Below are 19,957 nucleotides of genomic sequence, written 5' to 3'. Positions count from 1 at the left end.
CATAACTGCAAATTTTTGGTGCTATTCCACGAGCGTCATTTGTGAAAAGTCCTGCTGCTCAAAATAGCGAATATTGTCGAGTGTAATGGTCGCGATGCTAGTTAGCGCCTCGCGGGTAAAAAATGCTTGGTGGCCTGTAATGACGACATTGGGGAAGGTAAGGAGGCGAGCGAAAATATCGTCTTGCAATAAATTGTTGGATTGATCTTCAAAAAATAAATTGCCTTCCTCTTCGTAAACATCCAAGCCCAGGTAACCGATTTTTTTTGCTTTTAATCCAGCAATCACAGCACGGGTATCAATTAAACCGCCGCGCCCCGTATTGATTAGCATCACACCGTCTTTCATGGCTGCAATGGTTACCGGGTTAATTAAATGGTGGGTGTTGTTGTTGAGAGGACAGTGGAGCGAAATGATATCGGCAGCGGGCCAGAGATCATCAGGGGCAACATAGGTTATGCCGGCGGCGGCAAGCGCATGATTTGGTTGGGGGTCATAGGCAATTACTTCGCAGCCGAGGCCTTGCATGATGCGCGCAAATGTCTGGCCGATTTTTCCGGTACCGATAACACCGACGGTTTTTTTTACCAGATCAAAACCCAGCAGGCCATTGAGCGAATAATCATTGTCGTGCACGCGGCGGTAGGCGCGATGCAATTGGCGGTTGAGCATTAATATTAAACCCAATGCATGTTCCGCAACGGCGTGTGGTGAATATTCCGCAACCCGTGCAATTTTAATATTCAGTGTTTTTGCTGCGGCTAAATCGACCTGATTAAACCCGGCGCAACGCAATGCCACTAATTTTACGCCCACCTGCGCTAGTTGCCCTAATACCTCGGCATTTAACTGGTCATTCACGAAACAGCACACTGCTGTACAACCTTGCGCCAGTATGCAGGTGTGCAAATTAAGTTGTGCTTCATAAAAAATAAGTTGCTGCGGCTGTTCTAAATTGTCGTTTGCAGCCGTTAAAAATTCACGGTCATAGGGTTTGCTACTGAAAACAGCAACTTTCATAAGCAGTTTCCTTTTTGTAACCTTAAGTTGTTTTTGGGTAAGACTTGTTACCTATTCTGGTTTCAGAGTCTAGACCTAAAAGTTGAGGTTCGTTTGCAAAAAGCAGTTAGCCGCCACGGGTGAATTGCGGTGGTTTAATAGTGCGGATAGTTTGTTGCAAGAGTTCGCTGTAAGCCCGGGCTATGGCGTGAGGATTCGGGCTGCAGGGTAGGTGTAGCTTGATGTGTTGGCTGGCAATAATATTCCGGGTTTGCATATCTATCCAATCTACATGCGCTTCGAGAATCGCTTGATCAGCAAAGGCATCCAAGCGCTGAATATCCAGCCTGAGGGAGTAATCAGGGTGCTGCTTGCCGGGCCACGGAAATTGCATTACTCGCCAATCATGTTGGCTTGCTTGTAACTCCAGCGCGAGTACTCGGGTAATGCCGCGTTCCAGTGGTTCTGCCCAGTAGTAGTTGTGCAGCAGAATTAATTGTTGTGGGGTTTTCCAGTAGGCAATTTTGTCGTGTTGTACATATTCCGGAATACTGATTGGTCCAACCCCCACAATCCGATTAACCGGCGTCTGTTCGCTGAGGGTAAAATCCGCCGCACTGGCACTCAAGGCGAAATATTCTTTGCGCGGTGAATGTTGGCAAGCGCAAAGGCTAAATAGGGCAAGCAATAGCAGGACTTTTTTTTGCATTTAATTTTCCTCCAACGTGTGTTTGCCACGCAGTAGAGACTCGGGCTGCTCTTCCAGTGTATCGCTCAGGTCACGCAGCGCATTCGCAGAACGGCTGACATCCTTCAGAGTGCGGTTGAGTTGATAAACCAGCGGAGAATCTTCAGCGAAAGTAGTGTCCAGTGTCTGTGCGGTGTCGTTAAATTGTGCGAGGCTTTGCTGAAGCTGCGTCAGAGTGTTGTTTAAATTCAGCGAAATAGCCGGCGCTTGCGTGTTCAACGTGATCAGTAGCGTGTTTAATTCACTGCTGGTTTTCGTTAACTCCTGGCTAATAGCGTTAATATCTGTGCGAAAACTGATGGCTGTTTGGTCAATAGCGTCGGCGGCTGTTTTTACGCTGCCCAAGGTTTTTTCCACAGTGCCGCTTTCCACCAATTTAGCAATATTGGCACTGAGCTTTTCCAGGTTATTAATCACGCCTTTGATGTTCAGGTCTTGCAGATTTTTAGATATTTCCTCAAATTCTGTACCCACTGTTGGCAGCTCGAGTACATCATTTTGAAAACCATATAAATGTGCAGGCATGTTGGGGAAAAAATCCAATTCCACATAAAGTAATCCGGTGAGAAAGCTCTGGAAATTAAGCTGCGCACGCAGCCCTCGTTGTATGGCGCCTTCAAAAAATTCCTGATCGACATTCGCACCTTTGCGATTAATACGTTGTAATGCCAATTCGGCGGTTACGGCGGTAAGGATGTTTTTGTCGTCGCTTTGAAAATTGATTTGGATGTCGGTGATTTCTCCTAGCACTACGCCTTTTAATTTAATAGGGGCTCCTATCTGCAGACCTTGCACCGACCCTTCAAAGTACATAATGACCCGCTCTTTATGGGAAAAGAGTTGGCCGCCGGAAAAAAATAGCAGTGCAATAAATACCAGCAACAGTGCACCGACAATAAATGCACCAATCACAACAGATCTGGGTTTGCTCATAAAGCCCCTCTGCCTCAATAAACGGTTCAATAAGCACTTAACGCGCCGTGCCAGCACGACTTAAAAACTGACGAACTTTTTCTTGTTGACTGTGTTCCAGTAGAATTTTTGGATCCCCGGAATCCAACATGGTTTTGGCTTGCGCGTCTAGAAATACACTGTTAGTGCCAATGGATAAAATACTGGGTAATTCATGAGAGACGATTATCACCGTAGAGTTCAGTGCAGCACAGACCTGAACGATCAACTGATCAAGGCGCAGGGAACTAATTGGGTCAAGCCCCGCTGAAGGTTCATCAAAAAATAATAGCTGTGGGTCCAGCGCAATAGCGCGCGCTAGCCCGGCGCGTTTGTGCATTCCGCCACTCAATTCGGATGGATAAAAGGCTTCATAGCCGGCCAATCCAACCAGGGCCAATTTGTAGGCGACCGTTTCGGCAATTTGCGCTTCCGACAAATCGCTATAGAGCTGTAAGGGTAGGGCGACATTTTCAGCGAGGGTCATGCTGGAAAAAAGTGCACCGGATTGATAAGTAATTCCCCAGCCTTGCAGCAATTGCAGACGTGTATTGTCATCGGATTGGTAAAAGTTAGTACCTTCATAAAGTACCTCACCTTTACTGGGGGCGAGCAAGCCGATCATGTGTTTTAATAAAGTAGTTTTGCCGCACCCGCTGCCACCGATAATAAAAAATATATCGTTTTTCTGAACGGTAAAATTCAAATGCTCTTGTATTACACGGCTGCCATAGCCAATGCTTAAGTCGCGCACTTGAATAAATGCGGGATTATTCACAATGCTAAATTCCCAATTTGTCGTAAAGAATATTAAATGCAGCATCGGCGACCACGAGATACACGATCGCGCGCACTACGGCATTAGTTGCTGCCATGCCTACTGCGTCAGAATTGCGGCCGCAATTTATACCCGCCTGACAACCTGCCAGTGCAATCAAAACGCCAAAGAAAATACTTTTGATTAAACCGGTGAAGATGTCGACCCAATCCACCGCACCCTGGGTTTGCAAAATATATTGCACAAAATTCACATCCATACTGGTGGCCACTATGGCGCCCCCAATAATGCCGATCACATCGGCGTAAATACATAACAGTGGCATCACCAATATCAGTGCGATTAAACGCGGCAGCACTAAAAATTCCATGGTGGATATGCCCATGGTTTTTAGTGCATCAATTTCTTCATTGACTTGCATAGTACCCAGTTGCGCTGCGTAAGCGGCACCGGTGCGGCCCGCCATGATGACTGCTGTCATGAGCGCGCCCATTTCGCGCACCATGCCAATCGCGACTAAATCTGCAACATAAACCTGCGCGCCGAGCTGACGTAATTGTACTGAGCCAAGATAGGCGAGAATCATACCCACCAGTAATGCAATCAGCGTTACTATGGCCAGTGCGCGCGGGCCGGACTGCTCGAAAAAAAATAATATATCCTGGCGGCGGGTCTTAGCCTTGCCACGCATCCCGTTGCCTAGTGCCAATGCAACATCGCCGATAAAACCCAGTGTGGTTTCCGTTGCTTGCCCCAGGTTGCGTAGAAATTTTATAAATGCTTGTTTGCGGGTAATGGCACCGCCGGTAGCGGGTGACTGATAAACGGGAATGCTGGTGGCGAGCGCGAGTAACTGTTGCAAGCCCGCCGGTGTCTGTTGCCAGGTAAATTGAATCTGCTGTTGTTCGCAGTGACGCAACAGAGGCAGAAGGGCGATGGCCACGCTTGAATCCCAGTGCTGTAATGCGTGCGTGTTGAGTGTTAATGTGCGGCAAGTTGCAGGCACAGCGGCAATCAGCTCGTTGGCGACTGGCGTGTTCCCCAGATGCCAATCGCCCATTAGCTTCAATTCAAAGTGGGTTTCGTCCCGGTTTGCGTCTTGTTCAATGCAGTAGAGCAAGGCGTTTTCCTGCGCAAGGGATATGATGTTTATTTGATCATAGCGCGTTGACTGTGAAATTTAAAAGCGTGCTGGCAGTTCGCTGCAATATTATTTATTGGCTTTTGATCCGTATCAGCTAAATAATGCGCGCCTATTGCGGATAGATACGGCGAGCGATTGATAACTATGGCCAGATTGCTGTTTAAACTTGCACAGGTTCCTGCGGATGAAGCGCAGGAAATTCGTGCACTGCTGGATGATAACCAAATTCGTTACTACGAGACGGATGCCGGATTTTTTCGGGTGGGGCTGGATGCAATCTGGCTGGCCGATGATTCTCAGGAAGAACAGGCGCGCGGCTTGCTTCGTGCTTATCAGGATGAGCGCAGTGCCCGTCAGCAAGCGAGCTATGCAGAGCTGGTGGAAGCGGGGCAAGCACCGAGTACGTGGCAGCATTTTTGCGCGCAGCCGATTCGCGTTTTACTGCTGGTCTGCGCGATTATTTTTGTGGCGGGGCTGACCTTGGTGCCGTTTTTAATGCTGCTTAAACAGGCGTAGTTGTCTACGCCTTTTGCTTAGGCTTCTGCAATTGCGCCCTTACCAATTCCTTCAAAGGCTTTTACGCGGATAAACGTTTCCGGGTTTTCCTGGCGGGTTTTGTGGGCGATGTGATAGGCAATAAATTCCACTGTGCTATCGGTGTCAATTAAATAACAGCAGCGCTGCGGCAGAGTGATTTCAAATGGCCCCTGCTGCGCATCGTAAGCGAAGCGATAATAATCAATACCATCGTATTCCGGTTTGCCCACTATGTCTTCGCGTGTACCTATGTACACATCCTCCCAGGCATCGGCCCAGCGTTGCTCAAGCAGGGGCGACTTTTTGCCGTTGGCCCAAATATCAATTCGCGACCGATGCCCGTGGGCAATACGTTGGCAATTTCCCAAATGTTTTTTCAATCCGTGGCTGTAGTGATAGTAGGCACCATCGATTGCTTCGGTAGTAAAGTCCAGCTCCAGACGTACGTGGGGCGGAAAAAGTTGTTTGAGTTGGGTGATACACCAGGCGGCTACTGATTTGGGCGTAAGCTCTTCCGCTTCCACCAAAGCGATAGCATCGCGTGGCGAGCGGGTGCTCAGGAATTCGCCTTTGGCCCCGAATTTCCACTCGATAGTAAGGTAATCGCCCTCTTCGGTGATGCGGATGTTGGGCGAGCGCACTGGTACGGCGAGGCGGTGATCCAGTTCGTCATCCAGCCACTTGCGGGTCAACTTTTTCACTGTGCCGAAGTCGCACACCATACCCTGTTCGTCCAGCTCGCCTAGCAGGCGCACATTCGCCAACCAGGTTTCACCCAGCAAGCCGCGCAGCGGGTCGAGGAAACTGAAATCGACATTGGTGAGGTTATCGACAAACAACAACATAGCAAAACCATTCGGGCAATTTGGAAGGGGCGCCATGATACCACTTGGCGATCAGAGTTTGTTCGGTGGTTTTAGGCTCTTAATTACCTCTGCTGCGTATTTTCTGGCGCCTTAGTTTCACGGGTTTTAAAACTCTGGTCTATTCTCATGTGATTGATTGACGGGTCTTACGTGATTGATCAATAGCGTGCTTTCAGGGGTTAGTCATGGAAGTTCGGATGGAGACCAGCAGGGGAGGTGTGTTTGGTTGAGTGGGTGAAAAGGTCGATGGGCGCAATGTGCCAATACCTGATTTCGGGTGTTGCGCTTCTGCTTCTGCTTCAGGGTCAAATGGCATCGGCTCAGGCATCCGAGGCAGGGTTACGCGTGGCTTTCGTCTACAACTTCCTCAAGTTTATCGAGTGGCCTGAGCGCACTGGCGATGATCTCTATTTGTGTGTATTGGGTGCCACGGACGTGACGCGGGAGTCGCTGAGCCAAATCAATAATAAAAGCAACCAGAAGGCAACTATCAGGGTGCTATTTCTGGATAACGCCAGTGATGTGGAGCCGCAAATGGGCCGCTGCCATTTGGTGTATGTCCCTACGACGGGCGCAGATCTGCCGCTACCCGCTGCCTTGCCGCGCGGCGTAATACTGGTTATGGATGAGCCGGATCAACAAGATGGGCGCGTTGCCATCGCATTAAACCGAACCCGGGAAGATCGTATTGAATTTCAAATTAATGAACCCGCCGTCAAGCAAGCGGGCGTTAAAGTTAGTAGCCAGCTACTTAAGTTGGCCAAAAAACAAGTGGGAGGCGCGCGATAATGGCACTCTCTAACGCTGCCGCCCCGACGAAGTCCGCCTCATTGGCGCGACGTATGGGGTTACTCGCCATGTTGCTCACCAGTATTGCCGTGTTGGGGGCGAGTCTCGCCAGCAGTTGGCAGCAATACAATTATGTGTGTGACCAAATCAACAAGCAGGTTCAAGTACTGGCGGAGGCTACCGCTATTAACCTGGGTGCTGCGAGTATGTTTGTGGATGCAGAAGCGGCCGACCAAACTCTGGATGCATTGCGGGTTGAGCCCAAGGTATTGGCGGCGCGCCTGCAATTGGCTAACGGGCAGGTGCTAGCGGATTACCAAAGTGCCGGCGCAACTATGCCGCTAGATACCCAGGTAAAAGTTCAGGTGGGTTGGGAAGGTGAAAATCTGGGGCAGCTGGAGTTGGATATCACCCTGGAACCCTTGCGGCGGGAATTTTATAGCCAGGTAATCTGGATTTTGGTGATTGCGCTGGTTGCCATCCTGACCTGTGGAATTTTGGCGCGGGTGCTCATCACTTCAGTGTTGCGCCCACTCGGCGTTCTTAGTGAAATCGCTCAACAGATAGGTCATGAGGGTAACTATCAGGAGCGCGCACCTAACCCGGTTGTCCAGGATGAAGTGGGTAAGCTCACGCTGCGGTTTAACAATATGTTGGATCGTATAGAGGCGCAGGACGGTGAGTTGCGCCAGCATCGCGAATTATTAGAGCAGCGGGTTATCGCCCGTACGCTGGAACTGGAAACTGCGCGCGTTCAGGCTGAAGCGGCTAGTAAAGCCAAAAGCGAATTCCTGGCGGTGATGAGCCACGAAATCCGCACTCCGCTCAACGGCATCATGGGCATGACGGGCTTGTTGCTAGACACCGAACTGGACTCCAAGCAAAAACGTTTTGCGCGGGTAGCACGCCGCTCCAGCGAAGACTTATTGCTGATCATTAACGACATTTTGGATTTTTCCAAAATCGAGGCGGGCAAACTTGAACTCGAGTACCGGCCCTTTCAACTCAACTTACTGATAGAAGATATTGCAGAGCGCTATGCCCCTATTGCCCAGGGCAAGCAGTTGGAGCTGCTATGTAAAACTCCACTGCCTCCGTTATCCGTTGTAGGTGATTCTGCCCGCTTGGGCCAGATTCTGACGAACTTGCTCAGCAACGCCATTAAATTCACGGAAAAGGGCGAAGTAGAGATTGAAGTTAACTTGTTGGCCGAGCAGGGCGACGACGTGCAACTGGCATTCTGTGTACGTGACACTGGTATTGGTATTACTGACGAGCAACAGGGGCGCCTGTTCCAATCCTTCACCCAGGCTGATTCCTCCATGGCGCGCAAATATGGCGGCACGGGTTTGGGATTAACAATCTCCCAACGCCTGGTGCAAATGATGGGCGGGGAGATAAAGCTTTCCAGCAAGCCGGGCGAAGGTAGCCGCTTCCAATTCTCGTTAACATTGGAGCGCGTACAAGACTCGCAGGATTATCAATTAGTCGATGGATTTGGCAAGTTGCACACCTTGGTGGTCGACGATAACCCAACGAATCGTGAGATTCTGGATTACTGGTTAAAGTCATGGGGAATGTCGCCGGTGATGGCGGCATCCGCTCCTGAAGCGATGGCGCTATTGGTGCAGCAGCATCAAGCGGGAACTCCATTTGATCTGATGTTGACCGATTGGGCGATGCCGGAAATGGATGGGGGCCAACTGTTGGATGCCCTGACCGCAGACGGTCGTTTCAAAGACTTGGCGATCATTGTGCTCAGTTCCGCGGGCATGGCCGCGCGCCCGGACATAGCGGCGCGTGCCCCTTTGCTGCTTAAGCCGGTACGACAATCCGAATTACATAATCTAATCGCCCAAACCATTGCCGGTGACCTGAACGCACGGGCTCTACAGCCGACTGAGGTTGGCGTAGAAGCCAAATTACCTAAATTGCATGGGCGGATTCTGCTTGCGGAAGACAACCCGGTAAACCAGGAAGTGGCCAGCGTTATGTTGCAGCGGCTGGGTGTGTCCATGAAGATCGCCAATAATGGTCAGGAAGCGCTGGAGCACGTGCAATTTGAGAATTTTGATTTGGTATTAATGGATTGTCAGATGCCGATTATGGATGGCTTTGACGCCACCGCCCGGATTCGCGCGCGCGAGAAAGATTTGGGGTTACCTGGCCTACCCATTATTGCACTTACCGCCAATGCCATTAGTGGAGATCGCGAGCACTGTCTGTCGAAAGGCATGGATGATTACCTGAGCAAACCATTTTCCCAGCAGCAGCTGCATGAGGTGTTATCGCGTTGGTTGCGCGCGCGCGCGGATAACCAGGTGGAAGATTGGCCTATCGCGAATGGGGTCGGCCAACGGATTCCTACGACGAGCAAGACGCTATCGGCTGCCGGTGTGGATATTGAGATTGACCAGCAGGTTATTCGCCAGTTGCGTGAGTTGCGCGAGGGTTTATTGCTGCGGATTATCCAGTTATTTCGCAGTACCAGCCCTGATTTACTGGCGCAGCTAGGTCGCGCAGTTGAAGACCGCAACGCCGAAGCCGCCTATAAAACGGCACATAATTTCAAAAACAGCGCGGCCAACTTGGGGTTGGTGGAGTTGGCCGCTGCCTGCCGTGAGTGTGAGGCCAGTGCACGCCAAGGGCATATGGAACAAGCCGATAGCCAGTTGGAAGCCATTCAATCTTTGTACGAATTGTCACTGCAGGCGTTAACCCTGCTGGAGCAGGAGGAGCAAGTCCAGTGAAGAATTCCGGTGCTGTTATCGCCAACCAACCCGCAGTTATCAATCTCGGCAGTGCCCCGGGAGGGGAATGGGTATTAGTTGTTGAGGACGATGAAGCAGCACGGCTGACTACCAGTATCACTCTGGAGCGCGCCGGGTATAAGGTGATGGAAGCGGTAGACTGCGTGAGCGCGGTCGCGCAGTTTCGCGCGCACCGCCCGGACATAGTGTTATTGGATGTGCTATTGCCCGATGGTGATGGTTTCAGTTTGTGTCGCGAATTATTGGCCTTGCCCGGTGGTAAAGACTTGCCCATTGCGATGGTTACGGGCCTGGATGACATCAACTCTATCCATCAGGCGTATGAATCCGGCGCAACTGATTTCATTACCAAGCCAGTGAGCTGGGGCACCTTGCCTTATCGCATCCAATTTATTTTGCGTGCGAGTAAGGCGTTTCGCGATTTAAGCATTAGCGAGGGAAAAACCCGCGCATTGCTTGCCGGAATTCCCGACATTATTTTGCGTATTGATCGCGATGGCCACGTGTTGGATATGCAGGTGGGCGCTTATGTAAATGATATGGAAGAGTGGGTGATTCACGATCCAAAAACGGGCGATGGCCATTTGCCCGGCCCGGTTTATCGCAGCCTTGCGACACCCATTCGCCGTGTGTTTGCCGGCCAGGGTGAGCAGTTGGTGGAATTTGAATGGACGCAAAAAAATCACCTGCGCACTTGGGAGGCACGGTTGTTATTGCGTGAGCGCGATGAAATGGTCATGGTGGTGCGCGATATTACCCAGCGCAAACAACAGGAATCAGAATTGCGTCTGTGGGCCAAAGTGTTTGAGGGTAGTAACGAGGCGATTTTAATTACTGATGCCAAATTGCGCATCGTTCTGGTCAATAAAACCTACGAAAAAATGATGGGTTTTATGGAAGAGGAAGTGCTCGGTGTCGACACTGCCAAAGTCGGTGCGCAACTGCATTCGCACGGTTTTTTCCGCAACCTGGTATCGGTATTAAAAGAGCGCGGCCATTGGCAGGGTGAACTGGTTAATCGCCGGAAAAATGGTGAGAAATTTCCCACCTGGTATTCTATCAGTCAGGTATTAAACGCGGAGGGGCAGGCTGAAAATTACATCGCCATCTTTAGCGATATTTCCGAGCGAAAAAAATCGCGCGAGCGTATCGACTTCCTTGCTCATCACGACAGCCTGACGGAATTGCCCAATCGCGCGTTGTTAAATGATCGCCTGGAAATGGCGATTAATACTGCTAAACGTCGCGGGGAAAAAGTGGGCATTTTATTTATCGATCTCGATCGCTTTAAAAATATTAATGACTCACTCGGTCACAGCGCCGGCGATCAAATTCTGCGACAAACAGCAGCGCGTCTTACCAGTTCGGTGCGCAATGACGATACGGTGGCCCGCCTGGGTGGCGATGAATTTGTGGTGCTCCTGCCGCGTGTGCGCGATGAGCGTAGCCTCGCGGAAGTGGCCATTAAATTGCGCGAGGAATTATTAAAGCCCTACATAGTGGAAGATATGCCTCTGCATTTAAGCCCAAGTATTGGCATAGCGGTTTACCCGGACGATGGAGATACACCCAGCACGCTAATAAAAAATGCTGATGCCGCCATGTATCTCGCCAAAGAAAAAGGTCGCAACAATTATCAGTTCTATACACCGATTTTAAATGCGCGCACGCTTGATCGGCTCAAGCTGGAATATGACTTGCGCTCGGCGCTGGATTTCGGTCAATTTGAATTGCACTACCAGCCGCAAATCGATGCGCGTACCAAACATGTTTACGGTGCGGAAGCCTTGGTACGCTGGCGCCATCCGGAGCGCGGACTGGTGCCGCCCAATCATTTCATTCCTATCGCTGAAGAAATTGGTTTGATTATTCCGCTCGGTGCCTGGGTCATTGGCGAGGCCGCTCGTCAGGTCAAACATTGGCGCGAAGCCGGGTTTGGCGATTTGGTCGTTAGTGTAAATATTTCGGCGCTGCAATTTCATCAGGCCGGTTTTCTCAATGAAGTTCAGGGGTTGCTGGAAACGGCGGGCACGCCGCCCAGCGCGCTGGAGCTTGAGCTGACAGAAAGTATGTTGATGACTGATATGGAAGTTTCCATTCAGGTGCTACAGGCATTTCGCGACCAGGGTTACCGCATCGCCATCGACGATTTTGGTACCGGCTTTTCCTGCCTGAATTATTTGCGCCGTCTGCCCGTCAATATCCTCAAAATCGATCAGTCGTTTGTGCGCGATATGCAAACGGATAGTGCATCGCTTGCCATAATTTCTTCGATTATCCGCTTGGCCGATTCATTAGGCATGGAGACGATTGCGGAAGGGGTAGAGACGGCCGATGAGCTGGCGATTTTGCATGGCGAGGGTTGCCATTTAATGCAGGGGTACCATTTTTCAAAACCCTTGCCATCGACCGATTTTGAACAGTGGCTGCAGCGTTGGATTAGTGTTCAAGCCAGCGGTTAAAGGTGTGTAAGTTGACAGATTGATACGCGGGCTGAGCGAGTGTGCGTTGGATGTGCACTCTGTTTCATAGGCTCTGTTTTTATGGTTAGTCGATAGCGCGGGATTTTTCTGCAGTGGGGCCTGCCGTTCAAGCGGGTAATCCAGGTAAGGAGGAATCGATCATGCTCATCAAGTCTGTGTGGTTAACAGCCTTGGTCATTTGTTTATCGGTCAGCCCTGTTTGGGCGGCCGATGAAGATTTGGCTTATCTGCAATTAAATCTGGAACAGTTGTTGGATGTTCCTGTGACGGGATCGACCCTGACGCAAGAGTCGCTCAAAACGGTTCCCTCGGTGGTGACGGTTTTTACCCGCGATCAAATCGACCGACTCGGATTGGACTACCTTTACGAATTATTGCGTTTGGTGCCGGGCTTTCAGGTCACCCGCAATGCGGATAATCCCTTTAACTATACCTACAGCGCCGGCGGGCGTCGCTTGGGTAATCGTGCACTGGAAATTCTTCTGGTGGTTGATGGTCGCTTATTTGGCAATCCGCGTGCGGTGGGTGCCGATACCGGGGTTTCGTTATTTCCATTAGCGCAGATTGAGCGGGTGGAGGTCATCCAGGGGCCGGGTTCAGCACTCTATGGTTCCGGTGCTTATACCGGTGTTATCAACGTTATCACCCGCAAGGGTCAAACCAATATCAAAGTTTCCGTGGGCAGCGATAACCGACATCAGTTGGATTGGAGTTGGTCAGCGCAGCTGGGTGATTGGCAGAATGATCTGTTTTTTCACAATTACGGTGATGATGGTCAGACATATCATTTGAGTGATGGTCGAGTTACCAGCGATGCGCGTCGCGAGTTGGATGTTAATTGGGATTTACACGATGAGAGCCGCCGGATTCAGGCCGCATGGTATCGCTTGCAAGGTGAGGATTTTTACACCCTGGAGCGAGTGCTCAATGGCTTTAACGAATATCGCCAACAATTGCGGCACCTGAGCCTGGAGCAGAAGTTCCAGCCAACCGAGTCCTGGGATTTACACCTGACGCTGGCCTACCGCGACGGGGAACAACATTTTCACGCTCCGCTCGTAAATGCGGGGCTTTTGGTGTCGGTGAGTAACCCTCCGAGCGCTGAACCTATGCTGGCAAAAGTTACCTTTAATACTCGGGCCACACAGTTAACTCTGGCCAATGAACTGAATCTGGAAGAATGGGGGAACCTGCAATTTGGTTTGGACTGGCAAAATGCAGAAGAGGATAAAACCTACGGGCATACCAATTACAACCTGGAGGAGCTGGTTAAGCGGCAGGGTCTGGTGACTTACTATGGTGATTTCGATTATGCGGTAGTCGTGGAAAAAGCCGTTGACCGCGACACGACCGGCGTCTACGGGCAATGGATATATGATCTGGGCGCTGCAACACGCATGACCTTGGGCGGGCGCTACGATTATTACGAACGTATTGGCGACCATATCAGTCCGCGCTTGGGGTTAGTGCATCAGCTCAATTCGACGCATAGTTTAAAACTGCTTTATGGTGAGGCATTCCGCGCCCCCAACTTTGTTGAAGTTGCCTTACTTAACAACCCCTACCTGGCGGGCAACCCGGATCTGGATCACGAACTGGTTAAAACCTGGAATCTTGCCTGGATAGCAACAGGAAAGCGCACGGGCTTGGAACTTGCGGGTTTTTATAGCCAGTACGAAAACCCCATTCTCGCCGGCATACAGGGTACTACGCGGATTTATATCAATGGTTTGGATCAGGAGGCGCAAGGCGCTTCCTTGGATCTGCATTATCAGTTGGATTCTCATTGGTTAATGCGGTTGAGCTACACCCATCTTTACGACTTACCCGATTCGGCGTTTGCAGAATCGGATCAACTGGCGGCAGCGGTATTTAATTACCAGCGTGGCCGTTGGAACTGCAGTTTGTCGGCCAGTTTTCAGGGGGTGAGGCAATACCTGATTAGCGCGAACCAACGCGGGGATTTGCCCAGTTACTGGCTTGCCAACGGGCAACTGAGTTACAGCTTCAGCGCGGAAACCCGAGTCAGGTTTAGCGTAAAAAATTTACTGGATGAACGCTATTCGAGCCCCGCCTTGGGGGTGGGAATTCAGGGCGGAGTGCCCAATCGCGGGCGCGAAGCCAGCATAGGTATGGATTGGCAATTTTAATGATGAAAAACTTTTCTAAAACACTATTCAGCGCGACTCTGTTGCTTGTAGCGGCAGCGGTAAATGCTGAACAAGAAGAGTTATTGATGATGGATCTTGAACAGCTGATGCAAGTGAATATTACCGGTGCAACCCTGCGCGATGAATCGATAAAAACAGTTCCATCGCCCACCACAGTATTCACTCGCCAACAGTTAGATAACCTGGGTTTGGATTACCTGCACGAATTATTGGCCATGGTCCCCGGGATGCAAATTAATCGCAGTGCAGACTCTCCAATTAATTATTCCTACAGCATTCGCGGGCGGCGCCAAGGGGGGCGGTCACGTGAAATTTTATTGTTGGTTGATGGGCGTGCATTTGCTGATCCGCGGTCCGGGGGTTCGGACAGTGCACTTTATCTCTATCCATTAGCCAATATCGAACGAGTCGAAATTATTCGCGGGCCTGCCTCGGCAATTTATGGCTCGGGGGCATTTACCGGAGTGATCAATATTGTAAGCCGTCAACAAACGCGAGCGCTTCGCATAGGTGTGGGGGAAAATAATAAGCGCGTGGCGGATATTCATCTCGCGCATGAATCCGGCTCATGGCAAACCAATGCGTATGCTCACTTATTGGCGGATGATGGACAAAGCTACCAGATCAATGGTGTCCATACCCGTGACCCACGTGAAGAAACCATTATTGATTGGAATCTTGCTTACAACAAAAGTAAATTGAAAGTGTTTTTTTCGCGGTTGGGGGCTGAAGACTTCTTTGTCGTGGAAAAAATAAATAACGATTTTAATTCGTATCGCCAGGAAACGCGTTATTTATCATTTGAGCAAGGTTTTAACCCCGCAGACAATTGGCAAGCGAATATTTCTGCTAGCTATCGCGATATGCGTCAATACCTGCACGGAATTTTAGTCAATGCCGGTGCGTTAAGTGCTATCAGTCAACCATCCAGCAATGAGCCGATGCTTGCCAAGGCTAGATTATTTGGTGAGGCATACCAGATTAAACTGACTAATGATGTCGAAGTTACCGCTGATGTTAGCACGCAGTTTGGTGTTGAATGGCAGAACGAGCGCGAGGCAGAAGCCCAAGCCTATAATAATTATGATCTGGAACAGTTGGCTAAGCGCCAATACCCCATTACGTATTATGGAAATTTCGATCATAAAAGTGCAGTAGGGGCGGAGGACTCCAGAAATACGGGCGGCGTGTACGCTCAGCTTTTGTATAACGTTACCGCTGACACGCGCCTACTCGGCGGGCTCCGTTATGATTACTATCAAATGATTAGTGGGCGTACCAGCCCCCGTATTGGTGTTGTGCATCAAGTCAATAAACACCATACGCTGAAATTACTCTATGGCGAGGCATTTCGTGCTCCCAGTTTTTCTGAAACCAGTTTGCTTAATAATCCTGTGCTGGTGGGTAATCCCGATCTGGATAATGAAATTGTAAAAACCACTGAGTTGGTATGGTTAGGCACGTGGAATCCTATCAGTCTCGGCGCAACTATCTATCACAATAAATTTGAAAACCCCATTGCCGCCGGTTTTATTGATGGTGTGCGCAGCTATGTAAATGGTGGAGATCAGGAGCATTATGGCGGTGGGGTTCGGTTTGAATGGCAAATAAATACTGCCTGGATGCTGCGTGCTCACTATAGCGAGTTACGCAGCTTGCCTGAGAGCTATTTTCGCGAGGCAGATGAGCTTAGTTCTATGGGAATAAATTATCAGCAAGGAAAATGGAATTGGAATTTTTCCGCTGTTTATAACGGGGCTCGCGAATACCAACTTACTAGCACCCGCCGCGCCACACTGGATTCCTACTGGTATGGAAATACTCAGCTTAGGTATCAATTCAATCGTCAACAAAGTATTTCGCTTGCTGCAAAAAATCTATTCGATAAAGATTATGCAACACCACCACAAGGCGCAGGTATTCTTGGTGGCGTACCCAATCGCGGGCGAGAGGCAAGTATTGTTTGGCGGTGGGAGTGGTAAAAAGGCTCATCCGTGAGCGAAGGGGGTTGAGTTGCGTTTAGGTCCAGGCTTTTTGTCGACGTTTTACCAGCGTTGCGCACCGATTTCAGTTAGATAAATCCGCACTCAAAGCAGCCCTTTAATCAGAAAAAAACATCCTACTGCCAGCAATAATATGGCAAAGCATTTTTTAAGCTTGGTTGGGGATAATGCGTGTGCGGTTTTAGCGCCTAACTTTGCGCTAAAGAAGCTCATGGTGCTAATGCCCAGGAAGGCATAAATATGGACAAACCCAATGGAATTCGGAACATTTACCTGCTCCTTCATACCAAAAAAGATAAAACCAAACGCACCGGCGATGGCGATAGGTAAGCCACAGGCGGCTGATGTTCCAACCGCCCTTTGCATTACCACACCGTAATAATTCAGGTACGGCACAGTTAAGCTTCCGCCGCCAATCCCGAATATTGCGGAGGCCAGGCCTATTCCTGTGCCTGCACAAAGTTGTTTGATCGTGGATGGTAACGCTGAATCATGCTCTTTCATTCGCTTGGACCCAAACATCATCCTATAAGCAACCCAAATTACAAAAACACCAATAATCAGCTGCAAATTTGTACCTGAAAGCGATCCAGCAATGCCTGCTCCTAAAAAAGACCCTATTACCAACCCCGGTGCCAGATTTTTAAATACAGACCAGATAATCGCACCATTTTTATGGTGTGCAAGTGATGAACTAATCGATGTCACAATAATTGTTGCTAATGAGGTTCCCAGAGCCATATGCATGATAACCTCAGGCTCATACCCCATTTGCGTAAATACTGTATACAAGATGGGTACTATGATTACTCCACCGCCAATACCAAAGAGCCCTGCAGAAAATCCTGCTATTGCACCTATTACTAAAAAAAATATTAATTCCACGGCATACTTACTTGATGGTTTGATTTAAAAAAGGTTATGTAAATAAAAGGGTGACGTTAAACTAGCATGGTGTAAAATAAAAACGTGTTTAAATAACGCTCACTGTAAATGTCGAATACTTTAAACTCTAGTCGCTTGTCCCACCTGATGGTAAGCCCGATTAAAATAAACCAAGCTTTGATCCTGCCGGGCTTGCTGAATCGCTAAAACCCGGCAAATGAAAATATCATGTGTGCCGACGGTTTGAGCTTGTTCCAGCTGACAATCAAAACTCACTAATGAGTCCACTAAGACGGGTGCCCCCGTTTTTAGTTCTGTCCAGACTCCATGTTTAAAACGTTCTGGTGAATCCAGTTTTGACGAAAATACACTTGAAATAGTCTGATGATGTGCGCCTAATACATTCACTACTAAAATTTTGTTTTCTACGAATTTTGCATGCAAATACGATGATTTATTCATGCAGACTAATAATGTCGGTGGCGTATCTGTGACACTACAAACGGCGGAAGCGGTAAACCCGTAGCGACCAGTTACCCCAGCAGTCGTAACAACGCTGACAGCGCTTGTTAATAACGACATTGCATTTCTAAAGTCTGTTGCGTCAATCATCGTTTTATTCCTGAATTGAACCTAACGTATTTTATTTTCCCAGGAGTTCTCTGCGAACGATTTCCGTGCCTGCACTTAACGCATTTAACTTGTCTCGTGCCACTTGGCGCGATAAAGGTGCCATGCCACAGTTGGTGCAGGGGCAGAGCTTGTCGGCATCGACAAATTTAAGGGCCTTGCGCAGGGTATTGGCCACTTCCTCGGGGGTCTCAATGGTATTGGTTGCGACATCAATAGCCCCGGCCATGATTTTTTTACCGCGAACGAGTTCCAGAAGCTCCATAGGAACACGCGAGTTGTGGCATTCCAGTGAGATGATATCGATGGTGGATTTTTGCAGTTTAGGGAAAATTTCTTCGTATTGCCGCCACTCGGCCCCTAAGGTCTTTTTCCACTCGGTATTGGCTTTGATTCCATAGCCGTAACAAATATGTACCGCTGTTTCGCATTTTAACCCTTCAGTAGCTCGTTCCAGGGCGGCGATACCCCAATCATTGACTTCATCGAAAAACACATTGAATGCAGGTTCGTCAAACTGGATTATATCGACGCCGGCGGCCTCTAATTCTTTAGCTTCCTGATTAAGAATTTTCGCAAATTCCCATGCTAGCTTTTCACGGCTTTTATAGTGCGCGTCATAAAGCGTATCGATCATCGTCATGGGGCCTGGCAGGGCCCATTTAATGGGTTGCTTGGTTTGTTGGCGTAAAAATTTAGCATCGTCCACAAACACCGGTTTTTGGCGAGAAACTGCACCAATAACCGTGGGCACGCTCGCATCGTAACGGTCGCGAATTCTAACGGTTTCACGTTTTGTAAAATCAACGCCGTCCAGATGTTCAATAAATGTCGTAACAAAGTGTTGGCGCGATTGCTCGCCGTCACCGACAATATCAATTCCCGCTTGCTCTTGTTCGTGTAATGACAAGCGCAAAGCATCTAGTTTGCCGTCAATTAATTCCTGATCGTGCAATTTCCATGGTGACCACAGCGTTTCAGGTTGAGCAAGCCAGGAGGGCTTTGGCAAGCTGCCCGCTGTTGATGTGGGTAATAGTTTTTTCATAAAAAGTAGTCTTGCTTAAATAGGGTATTGTGTAAGTCGGAAAATTTCCGGCTAATTAAAACCGGTAACTTGCTAACGATTAAAGCGCAAAGCTGGCAGACCATCGCTCAAGAATGGTCTGGTGCGGCTTAATGAAATGTTCCTCAGCAAATTTCCCTTGCAGGATAGCCAGACGGCTACGCTCTTCCCGGTCATAAACAATTCGTGTTAATGAGTGATCCTGATTCTTCAAGTTTGGCTGATAGCAAGTTCCAGCTGCCGCATTGGCGTTATAAATTTCCGGGCGATAAATTTTCTGAAATGTTTCCATAGTGCTGATGGTGCTGATCAGTTCAAGGTTCGTGTAATCGCTCAGCAAGTCGCCAAAGAAATAAAAGGCCAAAGGTGCGGCGCTATTGATCGGCATAAAATAACGAACCGATAATCCCATTTTCTTGAAATACTGCTCGGTCAGCGATGACTCATTTGGCTGATATTCAACACCCAAAACGGGATGCTGATTTTCAGTTTGATGATAGGTTTTGTTATCCGAAACGCTCAGGCAGATAACCGGGGGTTTGGTAAAGTGCTCTGAATAGGTACTCGAATTCACGAAGCTTTTAAAAAGTTTTCCATGTAAATCACCAAAATTTTCCGGAATGCTAAAGGTGGTTTTGTTTTTATTGTGCTCTAACAGGCGCACGCTAAAGTCATAATCGCGCACATAAGAAGAAAAATTATTCCCGACAATACCTTCGATGCGTTTGTTCGTGTTGCGATCCACAATGCTGGTCTTCAATATTTCGATCGACGGGAAGGTATGTCCATTACCCTCAACATTAATATCCACAGAAATGATATCCAACTCGACTGTATAGCGATCGCCTTTGGGGTTATCCCAGTGCGCAAGGGCATTAAAACGGTTGTCAATCATCTTCAGGGTGTTGCGCAAATTCTCCTGGCGACGCTCACCTCTGGCCAGGTTGGCAAAGTTAGTAGTAATGCGCGTAGTGTCTGAGGGGAGATAATTCTCATCAAAACGAATGCTTTTAATGGCGAAGGTAAAGTCGGTATTCATCGTGATATTGCAACCTGATTTCTGAGATAAATCCGGGACCGGATTGGTATGGGGGCATTCTCATCGAGCTGGCAACATGAATCAAACTGATAATTTTCAG

The 19,957-nt window shown here is 49.0% G+C and carries 16 protein-coding genes; 6 read left to right on the top strand and 10 right to left on the bottom strand.

The window, feature by feature from the left end:
• Positions 1-21 precede the first annotated feature (21 nt).
• From D0C16_RS07515 to D0C16_RS07495, 5 genes are all read right to left on the bottom strand, one after another.
• Positions 22-1,020 carry a 2-hydroxyacid dehydrogenase gene (locus tag D0C16_RS07515; RefSeq protein WP_151031739.1) on the bottom strand — a complete coding sequence of 333 codons (999 nt, stop codon included), beginning with the start codon at positions 1,018-1,020 and terminating at the stop codon, positions 22-24.
• Positions 1,021-1,126: 106 nt separating this feature from the next.
• On the bottom strand, positions 1,127-1,708 hold the full coding sequence (locus D0C16_RS07510) for a membrane integrity-associated transporter subunit PqiC (RefSeq protein ID WP_151031738.1): 582 nt from the start codon (positions 1,706-1,708) through the stop codon (positions 1,127-1,129).
• Positions 1,709-2,680 carry an MlaD family protein gene (locus tag D0C16_RS07505; protein WP_151031737.1) on the bottom strand — a complete coding sequence of 324 codons (972 nt, stop codon included), beginning with the start codon at positions 2,678-2,680 and terminating at the stop codon, positions 1,709-1,711.
• Between the two features lie 37 nt (positions 2,681-2,717).
• On the bottom strand, positions 2,718-3,476 hold the full coding sequence (locus D0C16_RS07500; RefSeq protein ID WP_151031736.1) for an ABC transporter ATP-binding protein: 759 nt from the start codon (positions 3,474-3,476) through the stop codon (positions 2,718-2,720).
• Positions 3,477-3,480: 4 nt separating this feature from the next.
• Positions 3,481-4,596, bottom strand: coding sequence for an ABC transporter permease (locus D0C16_RS07495; protein WP_225318942.1), 1,116 nt, complete (start codon positions 4,594-4,596; stop codon positions 3,481-3,483).
• A gap of 168 nt (positions 4,597-4,764) precedes the next feature.
• Here D0C16_RS07495 and D0C16_RS07490 point away from each other — a divergent pair, with 168 nt between their 5' ends.
• Entirely contained in the window at positions 4,765-5,136 is a 372-nt protein-coding gene (locus D0C16_RS07490; protein WP_151031735.1) for a DUF6164 family protein, read from the top strand.
• Positions 5,137-5,153: 17 nt separating this feature from the next.
• On the opposite strand, the gene D0C16_RS07485 is transcribed toward D0C16_RS07490, so the two are convergent.
• A complete protein-coding gene (locus tag D0C16_RS07485; protein WP_151034842.1) occupies positions 5,154-6,002 on the bottom strand; it encodes a 6-carboxytetrahydropterin synthase in 849 nt (282 codons plus the stop codon).
• A gap of 267 nt (positions 6,003-6,269) precedes the next feature.
• Between D0C16_RS07485 and D0C16_RS07480 the strand changes: the two genes are divergently transcribed.
• From D0C16_RS07480 to D0C16_RS07460, 5 genes are all read left to right on the top strand, one after another.
• Complete coding sequence (locus D0C16_RS07480) at positions 6,270-6,812, top strand: YfiR family protein (RefSeq protein ID WP_151031734.1); 543 nt, start codon at positions 6,270-6,272, stop codon at positions 6,810-6,812.
• Entirely contained in the window at positions 6,812-9,562 is a 2,751-nt protein-coding gene (locus D0C16_RS07475; protein WP_151031733.1) for a response regulator, read from the top strand. The genes D0C16_RS07480 and D0C16_RS07475 overlap by 1 nt, the downstream gene beginning before the upstream one ends.
• Positions 9,559-12,045, top strand: a complete 2,487-nt coding sequence (locus tag D0C16_RS07470; protein ID WP_225318941.1) for an EAL domain-containing protein — start codon at positions 9,559-9,561, stop codon at positions 12,043-12,045. The genes D0C16_RS07475 and D0C16_RS07470 overlap by 4 nt, the downstream gene beginning before the upstream one ends.
• Positions 12,046-12,206: 161 nt before the next feature.
• Positions 12,207-14,216 (top strand): TonB-dependent siderophore receptor, encoded by a 2,010-nt coding sequence (locus D0C16_RS07465; protein ID WP_151031732.1) that lies wholly within the window; start codon positions 12,207-12,209, stop codon positions 14,214-14,216.
• A complete protein-coding gene (locus tag D0C16_RS07460; protein ID WP_151031731.1) occupies positions 14,216-16,219 on the top strand; it encodes a TonB-dependent siderophore receptor in 2,004 nt (667 codons plus the stop codon). Before D0C16_RS07465 ends, D0C16_RS07460 begins: the two co-directional genes overlap by 1 nt.
• A gap of 105 nt (positions 16,220-16,324) precedes the next feature.
• On the opposite strand, the gene D0C16_RS07455 is transcribed toward D0C16_RS07460, so the two are convergent.
• The 4 genes from D0C16_RS07455 to D0C16_RS07440 all read right to left on the bottom strand — a co-directional run bounded on the left by D0C16_RS07455 (position 16,325) and on the right by D0C16_RS07440 (position 19,857).
• Complete coding sequence (locus D0C16_RS07455) at positions 16,325-17,125, bottom strand: sulfite exporter TauE/SafE family protein (protein ID WP_151031730.1); 801 nt, start codon at positions 17,123-17,125, stop codon at positions 16,325-16,327.
• 120 nt (positions 17,126-17,245) lie between these two features.
• Positions 17,246-17,737 carry a flavin reductase gene (locus tag D0C16_RS07450; RefSeq protein ID WP_151031729.1) on the bottom strand — a complete coding sequence of 164 codons (492 nt, stop codon included), beginning with the start codon at positions 17,735-17,737 and terminating at the stop codon, positions 17,246-17,248.
• Positions 17,738-17,768: 31 nt separating this feature from the next.
• Complete coding sequence (locus tag D0C16_RS07445) at positions 17,769-18,800, bottom strand: methionine synthase (RefSeq protein WP_151031728.1); 1,032 nt, start codon at positions 18,798-18,800, stop codon at positions 17,769-17,771.
• A gap of 79 nt (positions 18,801-18,879) precedes the next feature.
• Positions 18,880-19,857, bottom strand: a complete 978-nt coding sequence (locus tag D0C16_RS07440) for a DUF1852 domain-containing protein (RefSeq protein ID WP_151031727.1) — start codon at positions 19,855-19,857, stop codon at positions 18,880-18,882.
• Positions 19,858-19,957: the final 100 nt, after the last annotated feature.

It is taken from the genome of Cellvibrio sp. KY-GH-1 (genome assembly GCF_008806975.1).
Classification (GTDB): domain Bacteria; phylum Pseudomonadota; class Gammaproteobacteria; order Pseudomonadales; family Cellvibrionaceae; genus Cellvibrio.
Note: the sequence above shows the minus strand (reverse complement) of the source record. Positions and strands in the feature narration are given on the sequence as shown.

Excerpts from the sequence above, each read along its gene's own strand:
- D0C16_RS07515 (WP_151031739.1), bottom strand. The coding sequence starts at position 1,020 with ATGAAAGTTGCTGTTTTCAGTAGCAAACCCTATGACCGTGAATTTTTA.
- D0C16_RS07465 (WP_151031732.1), top strand. The coding sequence starts at position 12,207 with ATGCTCATCAAGTCTGTGTGGTTAACAGCCTTGGTCATTTGTTTATCG.
- D0C16_RS07490 (WP_151031735.1), top strand. The coding sequence starts at position 4,765 with ATGGCCAGATTGCTGTTTAAACTTGCACAGGTTCCTGCGGATGAAGCG.
- D0C16_RS07460 (WP_151031731.1), top strand. The coding sequence starts at position 14,216 with ATGATGAAAAACTTTTCTAAAACACTATTCAGCGCGACTCTGTTGCTT.
- D0C16_RS07505 (WP_151031737.1), bottom strand. The coding sequence starts at position 2,680 with ATGAGCAAACCCAGATCTGTTGTGATTGGTGCATTTATTGTCGGTGCA.
- D0C16_RS07450 (WP_151031729.1), bottom strand. The coding sequence starts at position 17,737 with ATGATTGACGCAACAGACTTTAGAAATGCAATGTCGTTATTAACAAGC.
- D0C16_RS07510 (WP_151031738.1), bottom strand. The coding sequence starts at position 1,708 with ATGCAAAAAAAAGTCCTGCTATTGCTTGCCCTATTTAGCCTTTGCGCT.
- D0C16_RS07445 (WP_151031728.1), bottom strand. The coding sequence starts at position 18,800 with ATGAAAAAACTATTACCCACATCAACAGCGGGCAGCTTGCCAAAGCCC.
- D0C16_RS07475 (WP_151031733.1), top strand. The coding sequence starts at position 6,812 with ATGGCACTCTCTAACGCTGCCGCCCCGACGAAGTCCGCCTCATTGGCG.
- D0C16_RS07480 (WP_151031734.1), top strand. The coding sequence starts at position 6,270 with ATGGGCGCAATGTGCCAATACCTGATTTCGGGTGTTGCGCTTCTGCTT.
- D0C16_RS07485 (WP_151034842.1), bottom strand. The coding sequence starts at position 6,002 with ATGTTGTTGTTTGTCGATAACCTCACCAATGTCGATTTCAGTTTCCTC.
- D0C16_RS07440 (WP_151031727.1), bottom strand. The coding sequence starts at position 19,857 with ATGAATACCGACTTTACCTTCGCCATTAAAAGCATTCGTTTTGATGAG.